Genomic DNA, 21,551 nt, shown 5'->3' with positions numbered 1-21,551 from the left:
GCACTCCAGCGACCCCAGCGCGCAACCGGAACATGATGATGACAGATGAGAGGCACCCCGCCCGCCGGCACGGCATCGTCGCCCGCCTCGACAATGCGCTCACGGCCATTTGCCGCCTTGGCGCAGGGCTTTCGTTTGCGCTGCTGATCGCGTCGGTCACGCTGCAGGTGGTGAGCCGCACGCTGGGCTCCTCCCCGGTGTGGACCGAGGAAGTCACCCGCTTCGGCCTTCTCTACCTTGCCGCATTCGGCGCGGGGGCGGGCCTTCGCACCGGCGACCTCGTCAACGTCGACCTCTTTGCCGAGGCGATGCCGGCGCCCGTCGGCTGGGCGCTGCGGCTCCTGTCGGCCGTTGCCATCGTCGTCCTCAGCGCAATCCTGATCGAGCCGTCGTGGCGCTACACCGCCATCGGCGCGTTCCAGACCTCACCGGCGCTGGGCCTGCAGATGACGTACGTCCACGTCACCGTCCTCCTTCTCCTCGCCGTGCTCGGCCTTTTCGCCCTCTTCCGGGTGATCGGCATGCTCACCGGCTCCGACGACGGCCGCCCCCACATTCCCGCCGACGATCCCGGCACCCCGCGCGAACGCGCCGCCCCCGCCGCCGAAGGAAAGCTCTGATGGATCTCCTCATCCTGTTCGGCGGCTTCGGCCTTGCCATCCTGGCCGGCGTGCCGGTGGCGGTGTCACTGGGGATCGCGTCCGCCGGCTACCTCGCCTTTTCGGGGATGCCGCTCGTCGTCATCCCGCAGAAGATGTACGCCGGCATGGACGTGTTCGTGCTCCTGTGCATCCCCGGCTTCATCCTTGCCGGCAACCTGATGAACAACGGCGGCATCACCGAGCGGATCGTGCGCTTTGCCACCGCGCTGGTCGGCTGGCTGCGCGGCGGCCTCGGCCTCACCAACGTTGCGGGCTCCATGCTGTTTGGCGGCATTTCCGGCACCGCGGTTGCGGACGCTGCCTCCGTCGGCGGCATGATGATCCCCGGCATGGTGCGCGCCGGCTATCCCGCGCCGTTTTCCGCCGCAATCACCGCCGCCTCCTCCACCGTCGGCCCGATGATCCCGCCCTCCGTCCCGATGATCATCGTCGGCGCGCTGTCTGGCATTTCGGTCGGCAAGATGTTCCTGGCAGGCGCCGTCCCCGGCATCCTGATGGGCATTGCAATGATGGTGACGTGCTACCTCATCGCCCGCCGCCGCAATTTCCCGCGCGAGCCGTGGCAGGGGTTCGGCGAACTCGGCCGCGCCTTCGCCTCCGCATTCTGGGCGCTGGCGATGACCGCGCTCATCATCGTCGGCCTCCTGTCCGGCTACGCAACGCCGACCGAGACCGCCGTGGTCGCCTGCATCTACGCAACCTTTGTGGGCCTCTTTATCTACCGCGAGCTGCCGGTGCGAAAGATCCCCAAGATCATCGTCGACAGCGCCGTTTCCTCCGCCGCGATCCTGGCGCTGGTGGGCTTTGCCAACGTGTTCGGCTACATCCTCGCCGCCGAGCGCATCCCGCAGATGATCGCCTCCACGGTGCTCTCGATCACCGACAACAAGTTCCTCGTCATCCTTCTCATCAACGTGCTGCTCCTCATCATCGGCACGTTCATGGAGACCATTGCGGCGCTGATCATCCTGTTCGTGCCGCTCCTGCACCTTGCCACCTCGGTCGGCATCGACCCGCTGCACTTTGCAACATTTGCAGTGCTGAACCTGATGCTGGGCTTGACGACGCCGCCCGTGGGGGTGTGCCTGTTTGTCTGCGCCAACATCGCGCGGTTGCCGCTGGCGCCCGTGGTGCGGGCAATCCTGCCGTTCCTGCTGACCAACATCGGCGTCCTGCTCGCAGTGTCCTACATTCCGGCACTCTCGACCTGGCTCCCCAACACCCTGATGGACTGACCCCATGACAACCCGCGTTCTGAAGCTCCACGCCAAAGGCGACATCCGCGTCGAAGACGAGGCCATCGCCGCCCCCGGCAAGGGCGAGGTGGTGGTCGCCATGGAGCGCGGCGGCATCTGCGGCTCGGATCTGCACTACTTCCATTCCGGCCGCGCGGGTGCCTCCATCGTGCGCGAGCCGATCATCCTCGGCCACGAGGTTGCCGGCCGGATTGTGGAGGCAGGGCCCGGCACCGACGCCCCCATCGGCGCGCTGGTGGCGGTCAACCCGTCGCGCCCGTGCGGCGAATGCCGCTTCTGCCGCGAGGGCGTGCGGCACCAGTGCCTCAACATGCGCTTCCTCGGCTCGGCGATGTTCCTGCCGCACGAGCACGGCGGCTTTCGCGACAAGATGGTGGTGGACGCCGCCCAGTGCGTGGTGATGGAGAACGCCTCCGCGGGCGCTGCTGCCTGCGCCGAGCCGCTGGCCGTCTGCCTGCACGCCGCCCACGTCGGCCCGTCGCTGATGGGCCGCCGCGTGCTGATCACCGGCGCCGGCCCCATCGGCGCGCTGATGACCGGCGTCGCCAAAGCCGCAGGCGCCGCCGAAATTGTCGTCACCGACCTTGCCGAGGCCCCGCTCGACGTCGCGCGGAAAATGGGCGCCACCGAGGCCGTGGTTGCCGCCAAGGGCGCGCTCGACCGCTGGGCGCCCGAAAAAGGCCAGTTCGACGTTGCGTTCGAGTGTTCGGGCGCCGGGCCTGCCATTGCCTCAGCGCTCACCGTGCTGCGGCCCGGCGGCACGCTGGTGCAGGTCGGCATTGCCGCGGAGGCAACGCTGCCGCTCGGCATGCTGGTCGCAAAAGAGATCCAGTATTGCGGCTCGTTCCGCTTCGACGCGGAGTTCGGCGAATCGGCGCGGATGATCGACACCGGCCGGATCGACGTGACGCCGATCCTCACCGCCACCATGCCGCTGGAAGGCGCGCTCGAAGCGTTTGGCCTCGCCGCGGACCGCCAGCGCGCCGTCAAGGTTCAGCTCGCCTTCGCCGGCTGAGGAGGGCGGGCGAAACCAAACGCTTGCCTCAACCGTTTCGGTTGAGGACCAACGAAACAGGTGGGCTGCTGACATGGGCCGGTCAGGCGACGGAGAACCCCACTCCCTCGGCGACATCATGGACCAACTCGAGGAGCCGGCGGACGGCGGCGACGTCTCGATCAACGAGGTGCTCGCCGTATTCGACGACCGGTCGAGCGGCGTCCTCATCACCATGCTGGGGCTCGTCGCAGCGCTGCCAATAATCGGCGGCATCCCCGGCATGTCGATGATCGTTTCGGTGCTTCTCATCGCCGTGCTGATCCAGTCCGCCGTCGGCGGCTCCGGGATCCGCCTGCCGGGACGGCTGGGGCGGTATTCATTCCCGGAGGATGGCTTCCGCAACGGGATCGCGAACGGCCGCAAGTTCACAGGCAAGGTGGACCGCGTCCTCACGCGCCGCCTCACATTTCTTACCGGCTCCAGGGCAGCGCGGCTTGCGATCAAGATCGCCGTCGCAATCCTCGCGGTCGCGATGTTTCCGCTCGAGGTGGTCCCTTGGGGGGTCACCGCGCCCGCCGCCGGCATCGTCGCGTTCGGCCTCGCGATGATTGCGCGCGACGGACTCTTCGCGCTCTTCGGCTACGCGCTTGCCGCCGTCACCGCCTACCTCTTCACCTGGTTCGTCTGACGCCGGGTCCGGCGGGCGGGCAAAAGTTCGTCGCGCCCCTTCCGGTTTGGCGCTAACTCACTGGCAAGAACCAATGAGGAGCGCTCCATGAAACGATCCCGCGTCAACGCCATCATGGCCGAAGCGGACGAGATGATCCGCAGCCACGGCTTCGTCCTGCCCCCCTTCGCATACTGGTCGCCAGACGAGATGAAACAGCGGGTCGCCGGCACCCGCATCAAAGCCTCGCGCATGGGCTGGGACATCACCGACTATGGCAAGGGCCGGTACGACGAGATGGGCCTCTTCCTCTTCACCCTGCGCAACGGCGAACTTTCCGACCTCACCGCCGGCCGGGGCATGTGCTACGCGGAAAAACTGCTGATCTCGAAGAAGGATCAGATCTCGCCGATGCACACCCACGTCATCAAGGCCGAAGACATCATCAACCGCGGCGGCGCGGGTCTGGCGATCAAGCTGTGCGGCGCGCACGCTGACGGCACCTGCGACGAAACTGCCGGCGTGACGGTGCTGTGCGATGGCGTCCCGCGCGAGGTGGCCGCCGGCGACACCATCGTCCTTTCGCCCGGCGAGAGCGTCACGCTCCTCCCCGGCCAGTATCACGAATTCTGGGGCGACGGCGGCGCGGTGCTGATCGGCGAGGTCTCCACCGTCAACGACGACGTGACCGACAACGTGTTCCGCGACCCCATCGGCCGCTTCGCCGAGATCGAGGAAGACGAGGCGCCGACGCACCTGCTGGTCTCCGACTACGACACCCTCCTGAAATAGAGGCGCAAACGAAAAAGACCGGCTGCGGAGCACCGCAGCCGGTCTTTTGAAATTCAGCGTTTGGGGTGGATCAGCCCTTCAGCAGCGCCGCCAGCGTCTTGCCAAGCTGTGCAGGGGACGGCGACACCTTGATGCCGGCCGCTTCCATCGCCGCAATCTTGTCTTCCGCGCCGCCCTTGCCGCCGGAGATGACAGCGCCGGCGTGGCCCATGGTGCGGCCCGGAGGCGCCGTGCGGCCCGCGATGAAGCCGACGGTGGGTTTCTTGCGGCCCTTCTTCGCCTCGTCGGCGAGGAACTGGGCGGCATCCTCTTCGGCCGAGCCGCCGATTTCACCAATCATGATGATGGATTCGGTCTCGTCGTCGGCGAGGAACATTTCCAGGATGTCGATGAACTCGGTGCCCTTGACCGGGTCGCCGCCGATGCCGACCGCGGTGGTCTGGCCGAGGCCTTCGGCAGTGGTCTGGAACACGGCTTCATAGGTGAGCGTGCCGGAGCGCGACACGATGCCGACCGAACCGTCCTTGAAGATGGAGCCGGGCATGATGCCGATCTTGCACTCGTCGGGCGTCATCACGCCAGGGCAGTTGGGGCCCAGCAGGCGGGACTTGGAGCCCTCGAGACGGGCCTTGACCTTGACCATGTCCATCACCGGGATGCCCTCGGTGATGCAGACGATGAGCGGCACTTCCGCTTCGATCGCCTCGATGATCGCAGCGCCCGCGCCTGCCGGCGGCACATAGACCACGGAGGCGTCGGCGCCGGTTGCGCTCTTGGCTTCGGCGACGGAGGCGAAAATGGGGAGGGGCTTGGCGTCGCCGTTGGCGCCGGTCCAGGTTTCTCCGCCCTTCTTGGGGTGAACGCCGGCCACCATCTGCGTGCCGTGGTAGGCGAGGGCCTGTTCCGTGTGGAACGTGCCCGTACGCCCCGTCAGGCCCTGGACGATGACTTTGGTGTTCTTGTCGACGAGGATGGACATGGCTTCTCTTGCGGCTCGCGGAGGATGCCCATTCGCTAGAGCAAACGGGCTCCAATCTCAACCGCCAACGCATGCCGCGGCGCCGAATTGGTCAGCGCCGCGGCAGTTTAGGCCTTATTCGATCACGCCGCACGCAATCCGGTCGCCGGCAGCGCCCGCAGGCTGGCTGGTGTAGTCGTCCGGCCCGGAGTGGATCATCACGGCCGAACCGTCCGCATCGGCCAGGGGGTTGCTGCCATTGGCGTCGGTGCTGATCGTCGCCGTGAAGACCTCGACCGCAACGATGCCGTCATTGGCAACATGGACGTTGGGAAGGTCCCCTGCATGGGGGCCACCCTTGGCCAGAATGCCGTGCTCCATGCCGCCGGTGTAGTGGCCGCCGGCGGACTTGAAGCCGTCTGCGGGATCGCATTCGCCGGTTTCGTGAATATGGAAGCCGTGCTTGCCTTCCGGCACACCTTCAAGGTTTGCCACAATGTGCGTGATGCCGGACGGCGTCGCGCTGAAGGTGACGGTGCCCAGGATCTCGCCCTTGGTGTCCTTCACTGTGGCGGTCATGTCCGGTGCGCTCTGGTCCGCGGCGCCGGCAGGCCCGGCAAGCAGCGCGGCAGACAGAACGAAAGCCGACGCAGCAGTGGTGATCTTGCCGATCATGGCATTCTCCTCGTTGTGTTGTTGTGAGGAAAACCGATCGGCCGCCGCTTCGTTGCGTCATTGCCGCGGGTGCGACAATGGTTATCGGCGGTGCTCAGCCGGCGCGGCGCGAGGCGAACCGGCGCGCAACAAGCATCGCCGCAAGCGTGATCACGCCAATGAATGCAAGGGCCGCCATCATCAGGGGGATGGCGCGGGCGAGGTAGATGTCCGCGTTGTCACTGTCGACCGGCGTGGCACCGACGGTTCCCTGCGGGCAGCCTGCTTCCAGATACCCCCACAGCACCACGAACAGCGCGGCGACAAAGATCGCCCACGCGCGGGACGCGACGCGCCAACGCGCGGCACGAAGTGCGTAAAACACACCCGACGCAACCGCCGCCGAAAGAAGCGAGAAGGCGACAAGCTCGCCGGGGCTCAGCAGCATCGAAAGTTCGCCGAACGCTGCCGGAACGCGCGCGGTGCACGACCCGATCATGGTCGAAGACCCGCAAGGCGCGCACACCCGGCCGCCTTGGCCGGCCGGGCGGGAATGCGCGGCAGATCAGTTTTGTCTGCCGCGCCCACCGTCAGCCCTTGACGGCTTTCACGATCTTCTGGGCGGCATCGTCGAGGTCATCGGCGGACTGCACGTCGAGGCCGGACTCGGAGAGGATTGCCTTGCCCTGCTCCACATTGGTGCCTTCGAGGCGGACCACCAGCGGCACCTTCAGCCCCACTTCCTTGACGGCGGTGACCACGCCCTCGGCAATCACATCGCAGCGCATGATGCCGCCGAAGATGTTGACGAGGATGCCCTTCACGTTGGGGTCGGCGGTGATGATCTTGAACGCCGCGGTCACCTTCTCGGTGGTGGCGCCGCCGCCGACGTCGAGGAAGTTGGCGGGCTCGGAGCCGTAGAGCTTGATGATGTCCATGGTCGCCATCGCCAGGCCTGCGCCGTTGACCATGCAGCCGATGTCACCATCCAGCGCAACGTAGGCGAGGTCGTACTTGGAGGCCTCGATTTCCTTGGCGTCTTCCTCGGTGGTGTCGCGCAGCGCCGCAATGTCCTCGTGGCGGAAGATGGCGTTGCCGTCGAACGAGACCTTGGCGTCGAGGACGCGGATGTGGCCGCTCTCCATCACGATCAGCGGGTTGATCTCGAGGAGGCTCATGTCCTTCTCGGTGAACGCCTGGTAAAGCTGGCGGGCGAGCGTGCCCATTTCGCCCTTGGCCGGCTCTTCCAGCTTCAGCGCCTCGACGATTTTCGCAATGTCCGCATCGGTGACACCGGCGGCGGGGTCGACGGCGATGGTGTGGATCCGCTCCGGCGTTTCCTCGGCCACGGCCTCGATGTCCATGCCGCCTTCGGTGGAGACGACGAACGCCACCTGCCCGACGGTGCGGTCGACCAGCATCGAGAGGTACAGCTCGCGCGAAATGTCGGCGCCGTCTTCGATGTAGAGGCGGTTGACGACCTTGCCTGCCGGGCCGGTCTGCTTGGTGACCAGCGTGTTGCCCAGCATTTCCGCGGCGTGCGCTGCGGCTTCCTCGACGGTCTTGGCGAGGCGGACGCCGCCCTTGGCGTCAGGCCCCAGCTCCTTGAACTTGCCCTTGCCGCGCCCGCCGGCGTGGATCTGGCTCTTCACCACGTACAGCGGTCCGGGGAGCTTGCCGGCAGCTTCGGCCGCCTGCGACGCGTCGGTGATCGCGACGCCTTCGGCGACCGGTGCCCCGAACGTCTTGAGGAGCTCTTTGGCCTGATATTCGTGGATGTTCATTGAAGTGTGCTCCTCGGGGCAGCCTGATCAGCGGTGTATGGGCAGGAATTAGCAGAAGTTTCGCGCGATGCCATCGCCCAATCGCCCTCAGGGCCGATCGGCTTCACAAGCCTCGCACCAGCCGGCGTGCCGAAAGTGGCGGAGGCGCTGGCCTCTCGGTGCATCGCGGCCTAGGACGCCGCGCCATGGAAACGGGCCTCGGCCAAGGCCGGGGCCGGGACGCAGAGGGTGCGCGAGGTGCTCAGCACCCGTCCAGCGCCGCGTCGATGGCCTTGGCGGAGCCGGAGAGGCTTATGGTGAAGGCGTCGCCCTGGCGCAGCGGCGGGCTGAAATCGTAAGTCAGCTTGCTGCCGCGGCGCATCGCGTCCACCAGCGCATCGTTTTTCGACAGGACGGACGAGGCTTGCCACGCACCGTCGCGCTCCGAAAAATCCAGCCGGGCGCTGCGAAGGTACGGTTCGCCGTCCACCTGAAAACGGATGTCAGGCATGGCGGCGGGCTCTTCCACGGCAAACAAAGCGGGGCGAATCCTCACCCGCTCATTTTCCACGCAGACAACCTCGAAACCGACGGCGTCGGTCTCGGGAATGCCCCACTTGGCAAAAGCGCCAACGGTCCCGACATCGGCAAACCAGCGCGGTTTTTCATCTGCGGCGGCGACGCTGGACCAAACCAGCATCACCGCCAGCGCGATCGCTCTAACCAAGGCTGCTGTCGATCCCGCGGCAGGCCTCGACCAGCGATTTCACCGAGCCGACCGACGCGTCGAAGCCGTCCTTCTCGCTGCCTTCGAGCTTGATTTCGACAACCCGCTCCACGCCGCCGGAGCCGATCACCACCGGGACGCCCACATACATGCCGTCAACGCCGTACTGGCCGGAGAGGAAGGCGGCCGCGGGCAGAACGCGCTTCTTGTCGCGCAGGTAGGACTCGGCCATCTGGATGGCGGATGCAGCGGGGGCGTAGAAGGCGGAACCCGTTTTCAGGAGGCCGACGACCTCTGCGCCACCGTCGCGCGTGCGCTGGATGATGGAGTCGAGCTTTTCCTGCGTGGTCCAGCCCATTTCCACCAGATCCGGCAGCGGAATGCCGCCAATGGTGGAGTAGCGTGCCAGCGGCACCATCGTGTCGCCGTGGCCGCCCAGAACGAATGCGCTGACGTCCTCGACCGAGACGGAGAATTCTTCGGCGAGGAAGGTGCGGAAGCGGGCCGAGTCGAGCACGCCGGCCATGCCGACAACCATGTTCTCCGGCAGGCCGGAGAATTTCTGCAGCGCCCACACCATCGCGTCCAGCGGGTTGGTGATGCAGATGACGAACGCGTTCGGCGCATGGGTCTTGATGCCCTCGCCCACCGCTTTCATGACCTTGAGGTTGATGCCCAGAAGGTCGTCGCGGCTCATGCCGGGTTTGCGCGGCACGCCGGCGGTGACGATGATCACGTCGGACCCGGCAATATCGGCATAATCGTTGGTGCCGGAAATGGCGGAATCGAACCCGTCCACCGGGGACGACTGCATGATGTCGAGCGCCTTCCCCTGGGGGGTGCCCTCAGCAATGTCGAACAGGACGATGTCACCAAGCTCTTTCAGGCCAGCAAGGTGAGCAAGCGTTCCGCCGATCTGTCCGGCGCCGATCAGTGCAATTTTTGCGCGCGACATCGGGAATCCTCGTAAGATTGTTTGATGGAATGTTGGCTATCGCACTCGTATCCTGCATTCAAGTGCGCACAAAAATCAACCATAGGGTGTAGTCTCGACACCGTGGAGATAGCTTGCCGAGCGCATTTCGTAGAGACGCGAGGCGGTGCGGTCGAACGCAAAAGCCTCCTGTTCGGCGCCGCCGCCATCGGTATCGAGCAGTCTGGCCGGTTCCGCCGCAGCGCTGATCACCAGACGCACGCTCTGGTCGTAAAGCACGTCAATCAGGTTGATGAAACGGCGCAGACTCTCCCGTCTTGCGCGTGTCAGCACCGGAACATCCTCGATAAAGAGCGTGTGGAAGCGGTTCGCGATGGCCATGAAGTCGCCTGCGCTGCGGGGCGCGTCACACAGCTCCGCGAACGAAAAGCGCGCCATGCCACCTGCCACGCGGGGCGCATGGATCGTGCGGGATCCGACCTTGACGTCGGCGCCGGTCTCCTCGCGGTCCCCCATCGCCGCAATCCAGGTGCGCTCGAAGCCCTTGTCGCCTGTCTGGAAGTACACCTGCCGGTCCTCCAGCCGGTTGAGGCGATAGTCGGTCGCCGCATCCAGCTGCACCACTTCCACATGGTCGCGCAGGACACGGATGAACGGCTCGAACAGCGCGCGGTTGAGCCCGTCGCGGTAAAGGTCGTTGGGCGCGACGTTGGAGGTCGCCACCAGGGTCACCTTCTTCTCGAACAGCCGTGTGAAGAGGCGCGAGAGGATCATCGCATCGGCAATGTCGGTGACGGCAAATTCGTCGAAGCAGAGGAGGTGCGATTCCGCGGCAATCTCGTCCGCTGCGGTGAGCACTGCCTCGTCGGCCCCTTCCTTGCGCAGCCGCGCGATGCGGCCGTGAGCGTCTGCCATGAACTTGTTGAAGTGGAGCCGCCGCTTCGCCTTCACCGGCGCAGCCTCGTAGAAAATGTCCATCAGCATGGTCTTGCCACGGCCCACCGAGCCCCAGAGGTAAAGCCCCCGCACCGAAGCGGTTCTTCCCAGGCGCCGCCGGAAAAATGGCGCAATGCCGCCGCGCGTGGCGTTGGCAAGATCGTCGAGCACGTCGTCGAGCGCGCAGGCGACCGCCACCTGCGCCGCATCGCGGTCAAGATCGCCGTCCGCGACGAGCGCGTCGTACGCGCTCAGCACGGCGTGGCTGTCGTCGCTGGTGTCATGCGCGCGCTCGCGCTGTTGGGTAAGCGCCAACTCACACTCCTTAATGCCTATGCGAGGCGGCTTCTGTGCCCCGCCCCCACTGGGGCTAGCCAATATAGCGCCCGCGTCAAGAACTTCGCACGCCCTGTCAACGCGTTGCCGGGCCGAGGGGTCCGTACCGGGGCATGATCGCCGAGACATGACTGCCACGCGTTAACGCTTTGCAAGGCTATTGCCGGGCCACCGGCGTTCCGGCGGTTGCGGCCCCGCACGGCGCGCGATAACCCACAGCCACAACGCACGGAGACTGTGATGGCGGAATACGAGCTGATCTTGACGGAGCGTGACGGCGCTGTCGGCATCGTGACGCTCAACCGCCCCAAGGCCCTCAACGCGCTCAACGCGCACCTTGTGGACGAGATTGTCGCCGCGCTCCGTGCATTCGATGCCGACCCCGACATCGGCTGCATGATCCTCACCGGCTCCGAACGCGCGTTCGCCGCCGGGGCCGACATCAAGGAGATGGCGTCGCTCAGCTTCGCGGACGCCTACCTTGCAGACTTCATCGCCCGTTGGGACCAGATTGCCACCATGCGCAAGCCGCTGGTTGCGGCGGTGGCCGGGTTTGCGCTCGGCGGCGGGTGCGAAGTGGCGATGATGTGCGACACCATCATTGCGGCGGACACCGCAAAATTCGGCCAGCCTGAAATCAATCTCGGCGTGATGCCGGGCGCCGGGGGCACGCAGCGCCTCACCCGTGCCGTCGGAAAAGCCAAGGCGATGGACCTTTGCCTGACCGGCCGGATTATGGATGCGCATGAAGCTGAGAGATCGGGGCTTGTGGCGCGCGTCGTTCCGGCCGATAAGCTCCTTGATGAGGCCAAGGCAATGGCGGCAGGAATTGCAAAGCAGTCCCTCCCCGCGCTGATGGCCACGAAGGAGAGCGTGAACCGTGCCTTTGAAACCGGGCTTGCCGAAGGCGCCCGTTTCGAGCGGCGCGTTTTCCATGCTCTGTTCTCGACAGAGGACCAGAAAGAAGGGATGGCGGCTTTCGCTGAAAAGCGAAAACCTTCCTTCAAAAACCGCTAAGGCCTTGACGGCCGCCCCGCAATCGGCTAGCCGCGCGGGTCACATTTTTTTATGGGCCGCATGGCGGCCGTCTGGGAAGCTAAATGGCGAATACGAAATCCGCGCAGAAGATGGTGCGCAAACTCGAGAAGCGTACGATGGTGAACGGAGCGCGCCGTTCGCGCATGCGCACCTTCGTGCGCAAGGTTGAAGACGCGATCACGGCCGGCGACGCCGAAGCGGCGCAGAGCGCCTTTCGCAACGCACAGCCCGAAATCATGCGTGCCGCTCAGAAGGGAATCCTTCACAAGAACACCGCCTCTCGCAAGGTGTCGCGCCTCGCAAGCCGGGTCAAAGCGATCGCCTGACGACGCTGCGGCGCGAAGCACCGCCTCTGGCGCGGTCTTCTCGTGAACTGAGATCAATATCCTAACCCAAGAAGCGCGGACCGTTCGGTTCGCGCTTCTTGCGTTTCGGGCGCCAAGCGCTGCTCGGACGATCACGAGGCGCACCTCACCGCGAACGGCCGGCTGCATCATATTCCAGACCCATGGAAGTGCACTTTCGACGTTTACCCAGGTTGTCCACGCTGTTAGCTGGCAACCAATTTAGCAACCTCCGATTGGGCGCAGGGCTTTCACGCGAATCCGCGGTCCTGACGAAACCAGAACCGGTAGATACTCTAATAATTCAAGGTGAAAGCACGGGATTTCAATTGAGCCGGCTAATACGCGAGGAACACGCTCGCCGAGAGCAACTAAAGCGTCATTTTTGGCAGATTTTTTTTTAACCTGACGCATGATTGTGCAACCGCTGCCGCACCATTATCGAACCCGTTCTTGGAACAGGGGATTTCCATCCTGCTCGCTTGCTTTCGCCGCGGCCAGACTGGCGATTTGCGAATCAGACACGGTGTCAAGTCCTTGTCTGTCAGACGGACCCGTGGTTAATGGAGGTCATCGCGGGGAGCAGTTGTCCCCTCGGAAATCAGCCCCCATTTGGCACATGCCGGGGGTGGACGATGTCGAAAGGGCCTATCCAATGCAGCGAGTGAAGAACACGAAGAAAAATCGCTCATTGCAAGCTAGGTCAGCAGCGCCAGGTAGACTGACGCCAACCTTGTAACGGACTAGAGTTTCTTTAAAAACTTGCGGACTACGCTGGGGCTACATGCTCCAGGCGGGAGAGTTTTGCCTGATGACTGACATACCGGACGTAAGACCAGCAGAAGCAATGGAGGCCGTAAACGGCTCCGCGCCTGCGATGGTTGTCGATGTGCGCACGCGAGCCGAATGGGCCTACGTTGGCATTGTCGACCTGTCCGCAGCCAGCACCCAGCCGGTGCTGATCGAATGGCAGACGTTCCCGGACATGACGGTTGACCCGGCATTTGGCGATGCGCTGGCGCATGCCTGCCCGGACAAGGAGACCGCCCTTTATTTCCTGTGCCGGAGCGGGGCGCGCAGCCTTGCTGCAGCGCGGGAAATGGCGGGGCGCGGATACGCGAAGGTCTTCAACATCGCGGACGGCTTCGAAGGGCCGCCCGACGAATTGGGCCACAGAGGACACGTTGCGGGATGGAAGGCTGAAGGCCTCCCATGGCGCCAGTCCTGACACACTGATCAGAGTAGATTTCCGAGTTTTTCGACTGGCGCGGCCCGGCGTCGGTACGAGGAAGGCGTGTTTGCGCCGGGCCGAATGAGACACGTGCTCTTGTCCCTACGTGAAAAGAAGGAAGGTGGATTATGACAGGTGTTTTGCCGGTTAAAGAAAACGACGACAGCGACAAACGCCAAGGCGTTTGGAACGAGATCAAGCAGATGATGCGTTCCTCTTATGGGGAAGACATCTATTCGTCGTGGTTCGAGCGGCTTGAATACGCTGGCTTTGCCGGCGGCGTGGTGACGCTGTCGACGCCGACGCAGTTCATCAAGCACTGGAACCAGAACAACTATGGCAACGACATTCTGAAGCGGTGGCAGTCCTCCGACAAGGCCATCGAGGAAGTGCGCTTTGCCGTGCGCAGCTTCCCGCTGAAAAAGGCTGATTCCGGGTCCGCATCCGCGCCCCACAAGTCGGGCCAGGCGCAGACCGCAGCAACCGCACCCCGCCGCCAGATCGACCCTCCGTCCGCGCCGGCCAACAGCGCCGCCGGGCTGGAAGGCTCAGCGCTCGAGCCGCGCTATACCTTCACGGAATTCGTTGAAGGCCCCAGCAACGCGCTTGCCGTCGCTGCAGGAAAGAAGGTGGCGTTTGCCCAGCCAGGCGAGCGGATCCAGTACAACCCGCTCTACGTCTCCGCCCCGGTCGGGCTCGGCAAGACTCACCTTCTCCAGGCGGTCGCACAGGCCGCCCTGGCCAAGAACCCCAACATGCGGGTGCTCTACCTCACCTCCGAAACGTTCATGTACAAGTTCGTCTCGGCGATGCGGAACAAGACGACCCTCACCTTCAAAGACATTGTGCGCGATATCGACATGCTGGTGATCGACGATCTCCAGTTCCTCAATGGCGCCCGCGTTCAGGAGGAGTTCGGCCACACCATCACCTCCCTGCTCGACGCCCAGCGGCAGGTGGTGATTGCCGCCGACCGCGCGCCGGCGGACCTCGACGGCCTCGAAACGCGCATCTCGTCCCGCCTCGGCGGCGGCCTGGTGGTGGAACTGGAGGTGCCGGACTACGCCATGCGCCGCAAGATTCTCGACAGGCGCATCGCAACCCAGAGGGCGCAGTTCGACGACCTCGACTTTCCCGATGATGTGGTCGATTTCGTGGCCCGCTCCGTCACCACCAACGGCCGCGATCTCGAAGGTGCCGTGAACCGCCTCGTGGCGCACAACCAGCTGACCGCCCAGCCCATCAACATCAAGATGGCCGAGAACGCGCTGCGCGATCTCCTGCGCGCACGGGAAACGAAAAAGCCCAAGATCGAGGACATTCAGCGCGTCGTCTCGCAGCATTATGGCGTGTCCAAGCAGGATCTGGTGTCCGCCCGCCGGACCCGCACCATCGTCATGCCGCGCCAGATCGCCATGTTTCTTTCCAAGATCCTGACGCCGCGATCCCTGCCCGAGATCGGCCGCCGCTTCGGCAACCGCGATCACACGACCGTCCTTCATGCGGTGCGCAAGATCGACGGTCTCCTCGAAAAGGACGCCCAGCTCGCCGAAGACATCGAGACGCTGAAGCGCCTTCTCGACCAGTAGGCCCGGCCTCGCCTCACCGATTGCGCGGGAGGGCCCTTGCCCTCCCGTTCGCAGTCTCTTGTCGCAAATTGGTGGGCAATGGCCCGAAATGCGGGCATCACGGCCGGAGCGAGCCTGCCGGGTCTTGCACGCCAAGGTCTTGTCTGGTCAACGTAACGGCCCCCGCGGATTTGCCGCAATCGCCTACGGAACCGTCATGCGTGCGACCCTCGAACGGGCTCATCTCCTCAAGCCTCTGTCCCACGTCCAGCGCGTCGTCGAACGGCGCAACACGATCCCGATCCTGTCCAACGTGCTGATCCGCGCCGATGGCGCCTCGATCACGCTGAAGGCGACAGATCTGGACCTCGAGATCGTCGAGACGGTGGAAGCCGCGGTGGACCAGCCGGGCGCCATCACGGTGCCGGCGCACATGCTGCACGACATCGTGCGCAAGATCCCCGAAGGCGCCCGCATCTCGCTGGATACCAATCCCGACGGTTCCACCATGACGCTGACGGCGGGCCGCTCCCGCTTCGCGCTTCAGATGCTGCCGGAGACCGACTATCCGGACATTACGGCGGGCGAGTTCACCCACCGCTTCCAGCTCGCTGCCGCCGATTTCAAGTGGCTGATCGAGCGCACCCAATTCGCCATCTCCACAGAGGAGACGCGCTACTACCTCAACGGCATCTACTTCCATGCCGCCGAAACGCCCGATGGCCTCCGCCTGCGCGCCGTTGCGACCGATGGGCACCGCCTTGCCCAGGCGCAGGTGACCGCGCCCGAGGGCTGCGAGGGCATGCCCGGCATCATCGTCCCGCGCAAAACCGTGGGCGAATTGCAGCGGCTGATGGAAGACCCCGAAGCCAAGCTGACGGTGGAGCTGTCCGACACCAAGATCCGCGTGACGTTCGCGAACGTGGTGCTGACGTCCAAGCTGATCGACGGCACCTTCCCCGACTACGACCGCGTGATCCCCAAGAACAACACCAAGATGATGCAGGTTGACCGGGTGGACTTCCAGTCCGCTGTCGACCGCGTCTCCACCGTCTCGTCCGAACGCGGCCGTGCGGTGAAGCTGTCGCTGGGCGACGGAGCCCTTACGCTTTCCGTCATCAACCCGGATTCCGGCACCGCGACCGACGAGCTGATTGTCGATTTTGACGCCGAGCCGCTGGAAATCGGCTTCAACTCCAAATACCTGCTCGACATCACCAGCCAGCTGACCGCCGAGAATGCGTCCTTCGCGTTCGCGGACCCCGGCTCCCCCACCCTCATCCACGACGGCGACGCATCGAAGACGCTTTACGTTCTGATGCCGATGCGCGTCTGACCCGGGACGGGTGGATACGGTTCGCCTCACCAGGCTGACGCTGACCGACTTTCGCAACTACGCGACCGCGACCTTCGAGACGCGCGCCGGGCACGTTGTGTTCACCGGCCCCAACGGCGCCGGCAAGACCAATATTCTGGAAGCGATTTCGCTGCTCTCCCCCGGCCGGGGCCTGCGCCGCGCCACCTACGCGCAGATGGGCCGTCAGGGCTCGCTTGGCCGCTGGGCAATCAATGCGCGGCTTGCAAAGGACGGCGAGGAGACCGGCGTCGGCATCGGCCTCCCCCCCGGCGGCTCGACCCGTCAGGTCCGCATCGACGGCGACGACCGCCGCCCCGACGACCTGACCGACATCCTGCGCGTCCTGTGGCTGACGCCAGCGATGGATGGCCTCTTCACCGGCGCCGCCACCGACCGCCGCCGCTTTCTCGACCGCATGGCGCTTGCCCTCTACCCCGACCATGGCCGCCGCGCGAACGCCTACGAACGTGCCACCCGCCAGCGCAACAAGATGTTCGAGGACCGGGTGCACGACAGCGGCTGGTTTCAGGCCGTTGAACGCGAGATGGCCGAACATGGCTCCGCGCTCGCCAGCCACCGCGCATCGCTGGTGGCCCAGCTGAATGCCCGGCAAGCCGAGCGCGCCAAGGGCGGCAACGATTTTCCGGAGGCGGTCCTCGAAATCACCGGCGATGAGGGCGACAGCGACGGCGCAGCCTTCGCCGCCCGCCTCGCCGAACGCCGGGAACGCGACCGCGCCGCCTGCCGCGCGCTGTCCGGCCCCCATCGCGCCGACCTCGACGTCCTCCACCGCGACAAACAGATGCCCGCCGCCCTCGCCTCCACCGGCGAACAGAAGGCGCTCCTCATCGGCCTCGTTCTCGGCCACGCGGCCCTCGTCGCCCGCCTCTCCGGCGACCCACCGCTCCTGCTCCTCGACGAAGTGGCCGCCCACCTCGACCCGATGCGCCGCGCGGCGCTCTACGACACCCTCGACGGGCTGGGGGCACAGACTTTCATGACCGGGACGGACCCTGCGCTGTTCGAGGCGCTCGGCGCGCGGGCGGATCGGTTCTTTGTTGCGGCGGGGCGCATTGTGGCGGCTCCTGCGGGTTGAGAGGCCGTGAGCGAGGGATTTCCTCCCTCGCGCTCCCTCCATCTCGCCGATGGGCAGGGGTTCAGGGCAGATGGCCGCTTCGCGTCCGTCTGTCCTGATCCCCTGGTTCGAGCGTTGGGCGGGCTCGGCACGCGTCAAGGGTGAAGGCTGCGCCCGCCGCTTTGCGGCGCCCTTGACCCGCGCCGAGCCCTTGGGGCGTTCATGTGTTGCGTTTTGGTGAAGGGGCGGCTATATCCCGCGTCTCTCACGACAAGGTCGCCCGGCCTCTCTGGTGCTTCATGCCAGATCGTTCGGGCATGCCGCGGCGACCGCCACCGACGGAGTATGAAATGCCCAAGATGAAGACCAAATCGGGCGCGAAGAAGCGCTTCAAGCTTACCGCTTCAGGCCACGTCAAGGCGGGTCAGGCTGGCAAGCGTCACGGCATGATCAAGCGTTCCACGAAGTTCATTCGCAAGGCACGCGGCACCACTGTTCTTCACAAGGCCGATGCCAAGCGGATTGTGAAGAATTTCATGCCCAACGCATAAGGAGACGCCAGAATGTCACGCGTCAAACGCGGCGTCACTGCACACGCCAAGCACAAAAAAGTCCTGAAGCTTGCGAAAGGCTATTATGGCCGCCGCAAGAATACGATCCGCGTCGCCAAGCAGGCGGTGGAGAAGGCCGGCCAGTACGCTTACCGCGACCGCAAGGTCAAGAAGCGCAACTTCCGCGCACTCTGGATCCAGCGCATCAACGCGGCCGTCCGCCCCATGGGCCTCACCTACGCCCGCCTGATCGACGGTCTGTCCAAGGCCGGCATCGAAGTCGACCGCAAGGTGCTCGCAGACCTCGCCATGCATGAGCCGGCCGCGTTCGCCGCCATCGTGGATCAGGCCCGCGCCGCACTGCCGGAAAGCCAGCGCGGCACGCAGAACGCGTAACACGCCGGCCTTTCGGCCAGACGATCGAACCCCGTGCCGCTCACCCGGCGCGGGGTTTTTCGTTGGGCGACTACCAGGGGACGGGCTCGCCCTTCCAGTCGAAGAAGCGGCCTGTGTCGGCCGGCGTCAGGCCATCGATCACGTTCAGCAGATTGTGGGCAGCCTCCGCCGGCGGCACCGTCTTGTGGCGGCCGGCGTAATCTGCGGTGAAGGGGGTGGCCACCGTGCCCGGGTGAAGCGCGACCAGGACTGCCTCGCGGTGGGAACGGGCAAGCTCGATCGCCGCCGTGTGGACAAGCTGGTTCACCGCCGCCTTGGCGGTACGGTAGCTGTACCAGCCGCCGAGCCGGTTATCGCCGATGGAGCCGACACGGGCCGACAGCACCGCAACGGCAGATGGCCTGTCCCGCGGGATCAGCCGCCAGATGTGCTTCAGCACCAGAGCCGGACCCATGGCGTTGACCGCGAACTGGGCGGCAAGCGCCTCGGGCGTCAGGTCCCGGATGGTCTTTTCGGGGGGTTGTCCGGCCGCTTCCAGCGCGCCTGTGGCGACGATGATCCGCTCATACGTGCCGCTCAGCGGTCCCGTCGCGGCTTCGATCGCCGCTTCGTCCGTAACGTCCAGTCCGTCGGCGGAGCGGGACAGGCGCGTGATTTCGGCGCCTTGCTGCGCCATCGCGGTGCACAGCGCAGCACCGATGCCGCCGCTGGCACCGACCACGAGCGCCCGCACCTCAGGCGGTCGGCGCGCGGGCGGGCTTCCAGGTGGTCCCGAAGACGCTGTCCCAGATGGTGGTGGTGACGCCGAAATTCACCGTCTCGTCGCGGTGATGGTGGATCGCGTGATGGCGCTTCAGCAACGCGGCCCACGCATTCTTCATGGGCAGGTGATGGCAGGCGACGTGGACGTACTCGTAGGCCTGATAGCCGAGGAGCACGCCGGCATTGACCGCCAGCACCATGGCCAGCGGAAAGCCGATCAGCGCCAGAAACGCACAGTATGCGGTCATCAGATAGATGATGATCTTCAGCTGCTTCTTGATGTTCTTGCGCTCGTTCATCGGTGCGTCGTGATGCGAGCGGTGAGTCGGGAAGCATTTGCGAATCGTCTTCTGGAGTTTGTCTTCCGGCTCCCAGTGCAGCATCCAGCGGTGGAGCAGATATTCGAGAAAGGTCCAGAACAGGAGGCCGGCGAACACCAATGCCAACGTCAGCAGCGGGCGCCCGCCGATGATCATCGCCGCAATGGTATAGATGAGTGCCATGCCTGAGCTGACGGCAACGATCTCGCGCAGACCGGACATCCCGATGATCGAGATGGGGGTCGCACGGGCTGTCCGCTCCACAGGGACCGACTCACTCACCGTCATGGAAAACCTCACAATCAACTCTCGCGCGACGTATAGGCGATTTTCGTGCCATCCGCCAACAGCCTGCGCTAACACACCGGGCGCGCTGGTGCACAAGCGACACGCCGGCGCACCATCGTTGCGGTGCGGCGACGCACCCGGCGCCGGTTCGCTTTCGCGCCCCGCAGGCTCTGTTACTCTGACCCGGTAAAACTTCAAGGTACGATTGCGATGGATGCGGCTTCCAGCCAGCCAGACGAGCTTGCAACGCTCGAAGCGGAGATTGATGCGGCGATCAGCGGCGCTGCCGACGAGGCGGCGCTCGACGCAGTGCGCGTTTCTGCCCTCGGCAAGAAGGGCAGCGTTTCGGAAAAGATGAAGACGCTGGGCAAGATGAGCCCGGACGAGCGTCAGGTGATGGGGCCGGCGCTGAACGGCCTCAAGGCCCGCGTCGGCGACGCCATTGCCGCCCGCCGCGATGCGCTGGCCGCCGAAGCGCTCACCCGCCGGCTCGAAGCCGAGCGTGTGGACGTGACGCTGGCGCCGCCCAAAAGCGCGCTGGTGGAAGGCCGGGTCCACCCGATCAGCCAGACCATGGACGAGCTTTTCGCGATCTTCGCCGACCTCGGCTTCTCGGTCGCCGAAGGGCCGGACATCGAGACCGACGACCTCAACTTCACCAAGCTCAACTTCCCCGACGGCCATCCGGCGCGCGACGAGCACGACACGTTCTTCTTCCCCCAGCGGGAGGACGGGACGCGGCGCCTCCTGCGCACGCACACCTCGCCGGTGCAGATCCGCACGATGCTGAACCAGAAGCCGCCGATCCGCATCATCGCGCCCGGCCGCACCTATCGCAACGACTCGGACCAGACCCACACGCCGATGTTCCATCAGGTGGAGGGCCTCGTCGTCGACGAGACCGCCCATGTGGGGCATCTGAAGTGGGTGCTGCGGGAATTCTGCAAGGCGTTCTTCGAGGTGGAGGACGCCTCCATGCGCTTCCGCGCGTCCTACTTCCCGTTCACCGAGCCGTCCTACGAGGTCGACATTCGCTGCCGCCGCACCAAGGACGGCATCGAGCTTGGCGCAGGGGACGACTGGCTGGAAATTCTTGGCAGCGGCATGGTGCACCCCAACGTGCTGGCCAATTGCGGCATCGACCCCGACAAGTACCAGGGCTTCGCGTGGGGCATGGGGATCGACCGCATCGCCATGCTGAAGTACGGGATGCCGGACCTGCGCGCCTTCTTCGATGGCGACGCACGCTGGCTGTCCCACTACGGCTTCGCGGCGTTCGACCGTCCGTCGCTGGCTGGAGGCCTCAGCAAATGAAAATAAGCGCCATTGTTGCCGTTGCCCTCGGCGCCTTGGCGCTTGCGTCCTGCACACCCGCACCGCCGACCGACGTTTCGGTGAAGACCTACAAGGTCTCGGGCACAACGCTGTCGACCCTTGAGCGCTCGCTGGCGATCCATGGCCCTGCGGTGCCCGGGCTGAAGGGACGCGCCTTTGCGGCGGTGGAAACCTCGTTCATGCACAGCTTCGACGTGAACAAGACCGGCGCATCCTGCCGCTATAATCGCAACGGGCGGGTGGGCCTGCGCTCGGAAGTGATCCTGCCGGAATGGCGCCAGCGGGACAGGGCTGCCCCCGAGCTGCGGGTCAAGTGGGACATCATCAGCCAGTATGCGGTGATCCACGAAGCCGGGCACATCAAGATCAGCCAAAAGTATGCGCGGGAGCTGGAATCGGCGTACAAGCGGGCGAGCGCCCCGACTTGCGAAGCGCTGGAGGCCAACATGGTCAAAGTCGCCAATTCGATCCTTGTGAGGCACGGCGCCGAACAACAGCTCTTCGACGAAACCGACGCCCCGCGCTTCCAGGCGTATCTGCGCCGGCTCGGCTACTCCTCCGGCGCCTGACATCAAGCGTCCCCTCCGCCTTTATCCGACAATGA

Annotated in this window: 24 protein-coding genes; 15 read left to right on the top strand and 9 right to left on the bottom strand. The window is 65.2% G+C overall.

Annotated elements, in window-relative coordinates:
• Positions 1-38: 38 nt before the first annotated feature.
• The 5 genes from RDV64_RS11085 to RDV64_RS11065 all read left to right on the top strand — a co-directional run bounded on the left by RDV64_RS11085 (position 39) and on the right by RDV64_RS11065 (position 4,374).
• Positions 39-620: a TRAP transporter small permease gene (locus tag RDV64_RS11085; protein WP_309199318.1), complete on the top strand. Its 582-nt coding sequence runs from the start codon at positions 39-41 to the stop codon at positions 618-620.
• On the top strand, positions 620-1,897 hold the full coding sequence (locus tag RDV64_RS11080; protein WP_309199317.1) for a TRAP transporter large permease: 1,278 nt from the start codon (positions 620-622) through the stop codon (positions 1,895-1,897). The genes RDV64_RS11085 and RDV64_RS11080 overlap by 1 nt, the downstream gene beginning before the upstream one ends.
• Positions 1,898-1,901: 4 nt before the next feature.
• Positions 1,902-2,933, top strand: a complete 1,032-nt coding sequence (locus RDV64_RS11075; protein WP_309199316.1) for an L-idonate 5-dehydrogenase — start codon at positions 1,902-1,904, stop codon at positions 2,931-2,933.
• Positions 2,934-3,051: 118 nt separating this feature from the next.
• Positions 3,052-3,603 (top strand): exopolysaccharide biosynthesis protein, encoded by a 552-nt coding sequence (locus tag RDV64_RS11070; RefSeq protein WP_309199315.1) that lies wholly within the window; start codon positions 3,052-3,054, stop codon positions 3,601-3,603.
• 87 nt (positions 3,604-3,690) lie between these two features.
• Positions 3,691-4,374, top strand: coding sequence for a D-lyxose/D-mannose family sugar isomerase (locus RDV64_RS11065; protein ID WP_309199314.1), 684 nt, complete (start codon positions 3,691-3,693; stop codon positions 4,372-4,374).
• A 70-nt stretch (positions 4,375-4,444) separates the two neighbouring features.
• Here the strand turns inward: RDV64_RS11065 and sucD are convergent, their stop codons facing one another.
• The 7 genes from sucD to zapE all read right to left on the bottom strand — a co-directional run bounded on the left by sucD (position 4,445) and on the right by zapE (position 10,661).
• Complete coding sequence (sucD, locus tag RDV64_RS11060; RefSeq protein ID WP_309199313.1) at positions 4,445-5,353, bottom strand: succinate--CoA ligase subunit alpha; 909 nt, start codon at positions 5,351-5,353, stop codon at positions 4,445-4,447.
• 114 nt (positions 5,354-5,467) lie between these two features.
• Positions 5,468-6,007 carry a superoxide dismutase family protein gene (locus RDV64_RS11055; RefSeq protein WP_309199312.1) on the bottom strand — a complete coding sequence of 180 codons (540 nt, stop codon included), beginning with the start codon at positions 6,005-6,007 and terminating at the stop codon, positions 5,468-5,470.
• Positions 6,008-6,101: 94 nt separating this feature from the next.
• A complete protein-coding gene (locus tag RDV64_RS11050; RefSeq protein WP_309199311.1) occupies positions 6,102-6,434 on the bottom strand; it encodes a hypothetical protein in 333 nt (110 codons plus the stop codon).
• A 142-nt stretch (positions 6,435-6,576) separates the two neighbouring features.
• A complete protein-coding gene (gene sucC, locus RDV64_RS11045; protein WP_309199310.1) occupies positions 6,577-7,770 on the bottom strand; it encodes an ADP-forming succinate--CoA ligase subunit beta in 1,194 nt (397 codons plus the stop codon).
• Positions 7,771-8,011: 241 nt separating this feature from the next.
• Positions 8,012-8,476, bottom strand: coding sequence for a hypothetical protein (locus RDV64_RS11040; protein ID WP_309199309.1), 465 nt, complete (start codon positions 8,474-8,476; stop codon positions 8,012-8,014).
• Positions 8,469-9,431 carry a malate dehydrogenase gene (gene mdh, locus RDV64_RS11035; RefSeq protein WP_309199308.1) on the bottom strand — a complete coding sequence of 321 codons (963 nt, stop codon included), beginning with the start codon at positions 9,429-9,431 and terminating at the stop codon, positions 8,469-8,471. Before mdh ends, RDV64_RS11040 begins: the two co-directional genes overlap by 8 nt.
• A gap of 75 nt (positions 9,432-9,506) precedes the next feature.
• The gene (zapE, locus tag RDV64_RS11030) at positions 9,507-10,661 is read right to left on the bottom strand and encodes a cell division protein ZapE (protein ID WP_309199307.1); all 1,155 of its coding nucleotides are present in this window, start codon (positions 10,659-10,661) and stop codon (positions 9,507-9,509) included.
• A 261-nt stretch (positions 10,662-10,922) separates the two neighbouring features.
• Between zapE and RDV64_RS11025 the strand changes: the two genes are divergently transcribed.
• From RDV64_RS11025 to rplT, 8 genes are all read left to right on the top strand, one after another.
• Positions 10,923-11,699 carry an enoyl-CoA hydratase gene (locus RDV64_RS11025; protein WP_309199306.1) on the top strand — a complete coding sequence of 259 codons (777 nt, stop codon included), beginning with the start codon at positions 10,923-10,925 and terminating at the stop codon, positions 11,697-11,699.
• 83 nt (positions 11,700-11,782) lie between these two features.
• Complete coding sequence (rpsT, locus tag RDV64_RS11020; RefSeq protein ID WP_309199305.1) at positions 11,783-12,046, top strand: 30S ribosomal protein S20; 264 nt, start codon at positions 11,783-11,785, stop codon at positions 12,044-12,046.
• Between the two features lie 829 nt (positions 12,047-12,875).
• Positions 12,876-13,292, top strand: a complete 417-nt coding sequence (locus RDV64_RS11015) for a rhodanese-like domain-containing protein (protein WP_309199304.1) — start codon at positions 12,876-12,878, stop codon at positions 13,290-13,292.
• A 131-nt stretch (positions 13,293-13,423) separates the two neighbouring features.
• Positions 13,424-14,884 carry a chromosomal replication initiator protein DnaA gene (gene dnaA, locus RDV64_RS11010; protein ID WP_309199303.1) on the top strand — a complete coding sequence of 487 codons (1,461 nt, stop codon included), beginning with the start codon at positions 13,424-13,426 and terminating at the stop codon, positions 14,882-14,884.
• 196 nt (positions 14,885-15,080) lie between these two features.
• Entirely contained in the window at positions 15,081-16,199 is a 1,119-nt protein-coding gene (gene dnaN, locus RDV64_RS11005) for a DNA polymerase III subunit beta (RefSeq protein WP_309199302.1), read from the top strand.
• A gap of 10 nt (positions 16,200-16,209) precedes the next feature.
• A complete protein-coding gene (gene recF / locus RDV64_RS11000) occupies positions 16,210-17,316 on the top strand; it encodes a DNA replication/repair protein RecF (RefSeq protein ID WP_309199301.1) in 1,107 nt (368 codons plus the stop codon).
• Positions 17,317-17,645: 329 nt separating this feature from the next.
• Positions 17,646-17,846 (top strand): 50S ribosomal protein L35, encoded by a 201-nt coding sequence (rpmI, locus tag RDV64_RS10995; RefSeq protein ID WP_309199300.1) that lies wholly within the window; start codon positions 17,646-17,648, stop codon positions 17,844-17,846.
• 12 nt (positions 17,847-17,858) lie between these two features.
• Positions 17,859-18,242 carry a 50S ribosomal protein L20 gene (gene rplT / locus RDV64_RS10990; protein WP_309199299.1) on the top strand — a complete coding sequence of 128 codons (384 nt, stop codon included), beginning with the start codon at positions 17,859-17,861 and terminating at the stop codon, positions 18,240-18,242.
• A gap of 70 nt (positions 18,243-18,312) precedes the next feature.
• Here rplT and RDV64_RS10985 read toward each other — a convergent pair whose 3' ends face one another.
• Both RDV64_RS10985 and RDV64_RS10980 read right to left on the bottom strand, forming a co-directional pair.
• A complete protein-coding gene (locus RDV64_RS10985; RefSeq protein WP_309199298.1) occupies positions 18,313-18,975 on the bottom strand; it encodes an SDR family NAD(P)-dependent oxidoreductase in 663 nt (220 codons plus the stop codon).
• A 1-nt stretch (position 18,976) separates the two neighbouring features.
• The gene (locus RDV64_RS10980) at positions 18,977-19,612 is read right to left on the bottom strand and encodes a sterol desaturase family protein (protein WP_309199297.1); all 636 of its coding nucleotides are present in this window, start codon (positions 19,610-19,612) and stop codon (positions 18,977-18,979) included.
• Positions 19,613-19,822: 210 nt separating this feature from the next.
• Here RDV64_RS10980 and pheS point away from each other — a divergent pair, with 210 nt between their 5' ends.
• Together pheS and RDV64_RS10970 are read left to right on the top strand one after the other, a co-directional pair.
• Entirely contained in the window at positions 19,823-20,926 is a 1,104-nt protein-coding gene (pheS, locus tag RDV64_RS10975) for a phenylalanine--tRNA ligase subunit alpha (protein ID WP_309199296.1), read from the top strand.
• The gene (locus RDV64_RS10970) at positions 20,923-21,516 is read left to right on the top strand and encodes a DUF922 domain-containing protein (RefSeq protein ID WP_309199295.1); all 594 of its coding nucleotides are present in this window, start codon (positions 20,923-20,925) and stop codon (positions 21,514-21,516) included. Before pheS ends, RDV64_RS10970 begins: the two co-directional genes overlap by 4 nt.
• Positions 21,517-21,551 lie beyond the last annotated feature (35 nt).

It is taken from the genome of Acuticoccus sp. MNP-M23, assembly GCF_031195445.1.
GTDB lineage: Bacteria > Pseudomonadota > Alphaproteobacteria > Rhizobiales > Amorphaceae > Acuticoccus.
This window is presented reverse-complemented; position numbering and strand designations above follow the sequence as displayed.

Excerpts from the sequence above, each read along its gene's own strand:
- RDV64_RS11085 (WP_309199318.1), top strand. The coding sequence starts at position 39 with ATGACAGATGAGAGGCACCCCGCCCGCCGGCACGGCATCGTCGCCCGC.
- RDV64_RS11080 (WP_309199317.1), top strand. The coding sequence starts at position 620 with ATGGATCTCCTCATCCTGTTCGGCGGCTTCGGCCTTGCCATCCTGGCC.
- RDV64_RS11075 (WP_309199316.1), top strand. The coding sequence starts at position 1,902 with ATGACAACCCGCGTTCTGAAGCTCCACGCCAAAGGCGACATCCGCGTC.
- RDV64_RS11070 (WP_309199315.1), top strand. The coding sequence starts at position 3,052 with ATGGACCAACTCGAGGAGCCGGCGGACGGCGGCGACGTCTCGATCAAC.
- RDV64_RS11065 (WP_309199314.1), top strand. The coding sequence starts at position 3,691 with ATGAAACGATCCCGCGTCAACGCCATCATGGCCGAAGCGGACGAGATG.
- sucD (WP_309199313.1), bottom strand. The coding sequence starts at position 5,353 with ATGTCCATCCTCGTCGACAAGAACACCAAAGTCATCGTCCAGGGCCTG.
- RDV64_RS11055 (WP_309199312.1), bottom strand. The coding sequence starts at position 6,007 with ATGATCGGCAAGATCACCACTGCTGCGTCGGCTTTCGTTCTGTCTGCC.
- RDV64_RS11050 (WP_309199311.1), bottom strand. The coding sequence starts at position 6,434 with ATGCTGCTGAGCCCCGGCGAGCTTGTCGCCTTCTCGCTTCTTTCGGCG.
- sucC (WP_309199310.1), bottom strand. The coding sequence starts at position 7,770 with ATGAACATCCACGAATATCAGGCCAAAGAGCTCCTCAAGACGTTCGGG.
- mdh (WP_309199308.1), bottom strand. The coding sequence starts at position 9,431 with ATGTCGCGCGCAAAAATTGCACTGATCGGCGCCGGACAGATCGGCGGA.
- RDV64_RS11025 (WP_309199306.1), top strand. The coding sequence starts at position 10,923 with ATGGCGGAATACGAGCTGATCTTGACGGAGCGTGACGGCGCTGTCGGC.
- rpsT (WP_309199305.1), top strand. The coding sequence starts at position 11,783 with ATGGCGAATACGAAATCCGCGCAGAAGATGGTGCGCAAACTCGAGAAG.
- RDV64_RS11015 (WP_309199304.1), top strand. The coding sequence starts at position 12,876 with ATGACTGACATACCGGACGTAAGACCAGCAGAAGCAATGGAGGCCGTA.
- dnaA (WP_309199303.1), top strand. The coding sequence starts at position 13,424 with ATGACAGGTGTTTTGCCGGTTAAAGAAAACGACGACAGCGACAAACGC.
- dnaN (WP_309199302.1), top strand. The coding sequence starts at position 15,081 with ATGCGTGCGACCCTCGAACGGGCTCATCTCCTCAAGCCTCTGTCCCAC.
- rpmI (WP_309199300.1), top strand. The coding sequence starts at position 17,646 with ATGCCCAAGATGAAGACCAAATCGGGCGCGAAGAAGCGCTTCAAGCTT.
- rplT (WP_309199299.1), top strand. The coding sequence starts at position 17,859 with ATGTCACGCGTCAAACGCGGCGTCACTGCACACGCCAAGCACAAAAAA.
- RDV64_RS10980 (WP_309199297.1), bottom strand. The coding sequence starts at position 19,612 with ATGACGGTGAGTGAGTCGGTCCCTGTGGAGCGGACAGCCCGTGCGACC.
- pheS (WP_309199296.1), top strand. The coding sequence starts at position 19,823 with ATGGATGCGGCTTCCAGCCAGCCAGACGAGCTTGCAACGCTCGAAGCG.
- RDV64_RS10970 (WP_309199295.1), top strand. The coding sequence starts at position 20,923 with ATGAAAATAAGCGCCATTGTTGCCGTTGCCCTCGGCGCCTTGGCGCTT.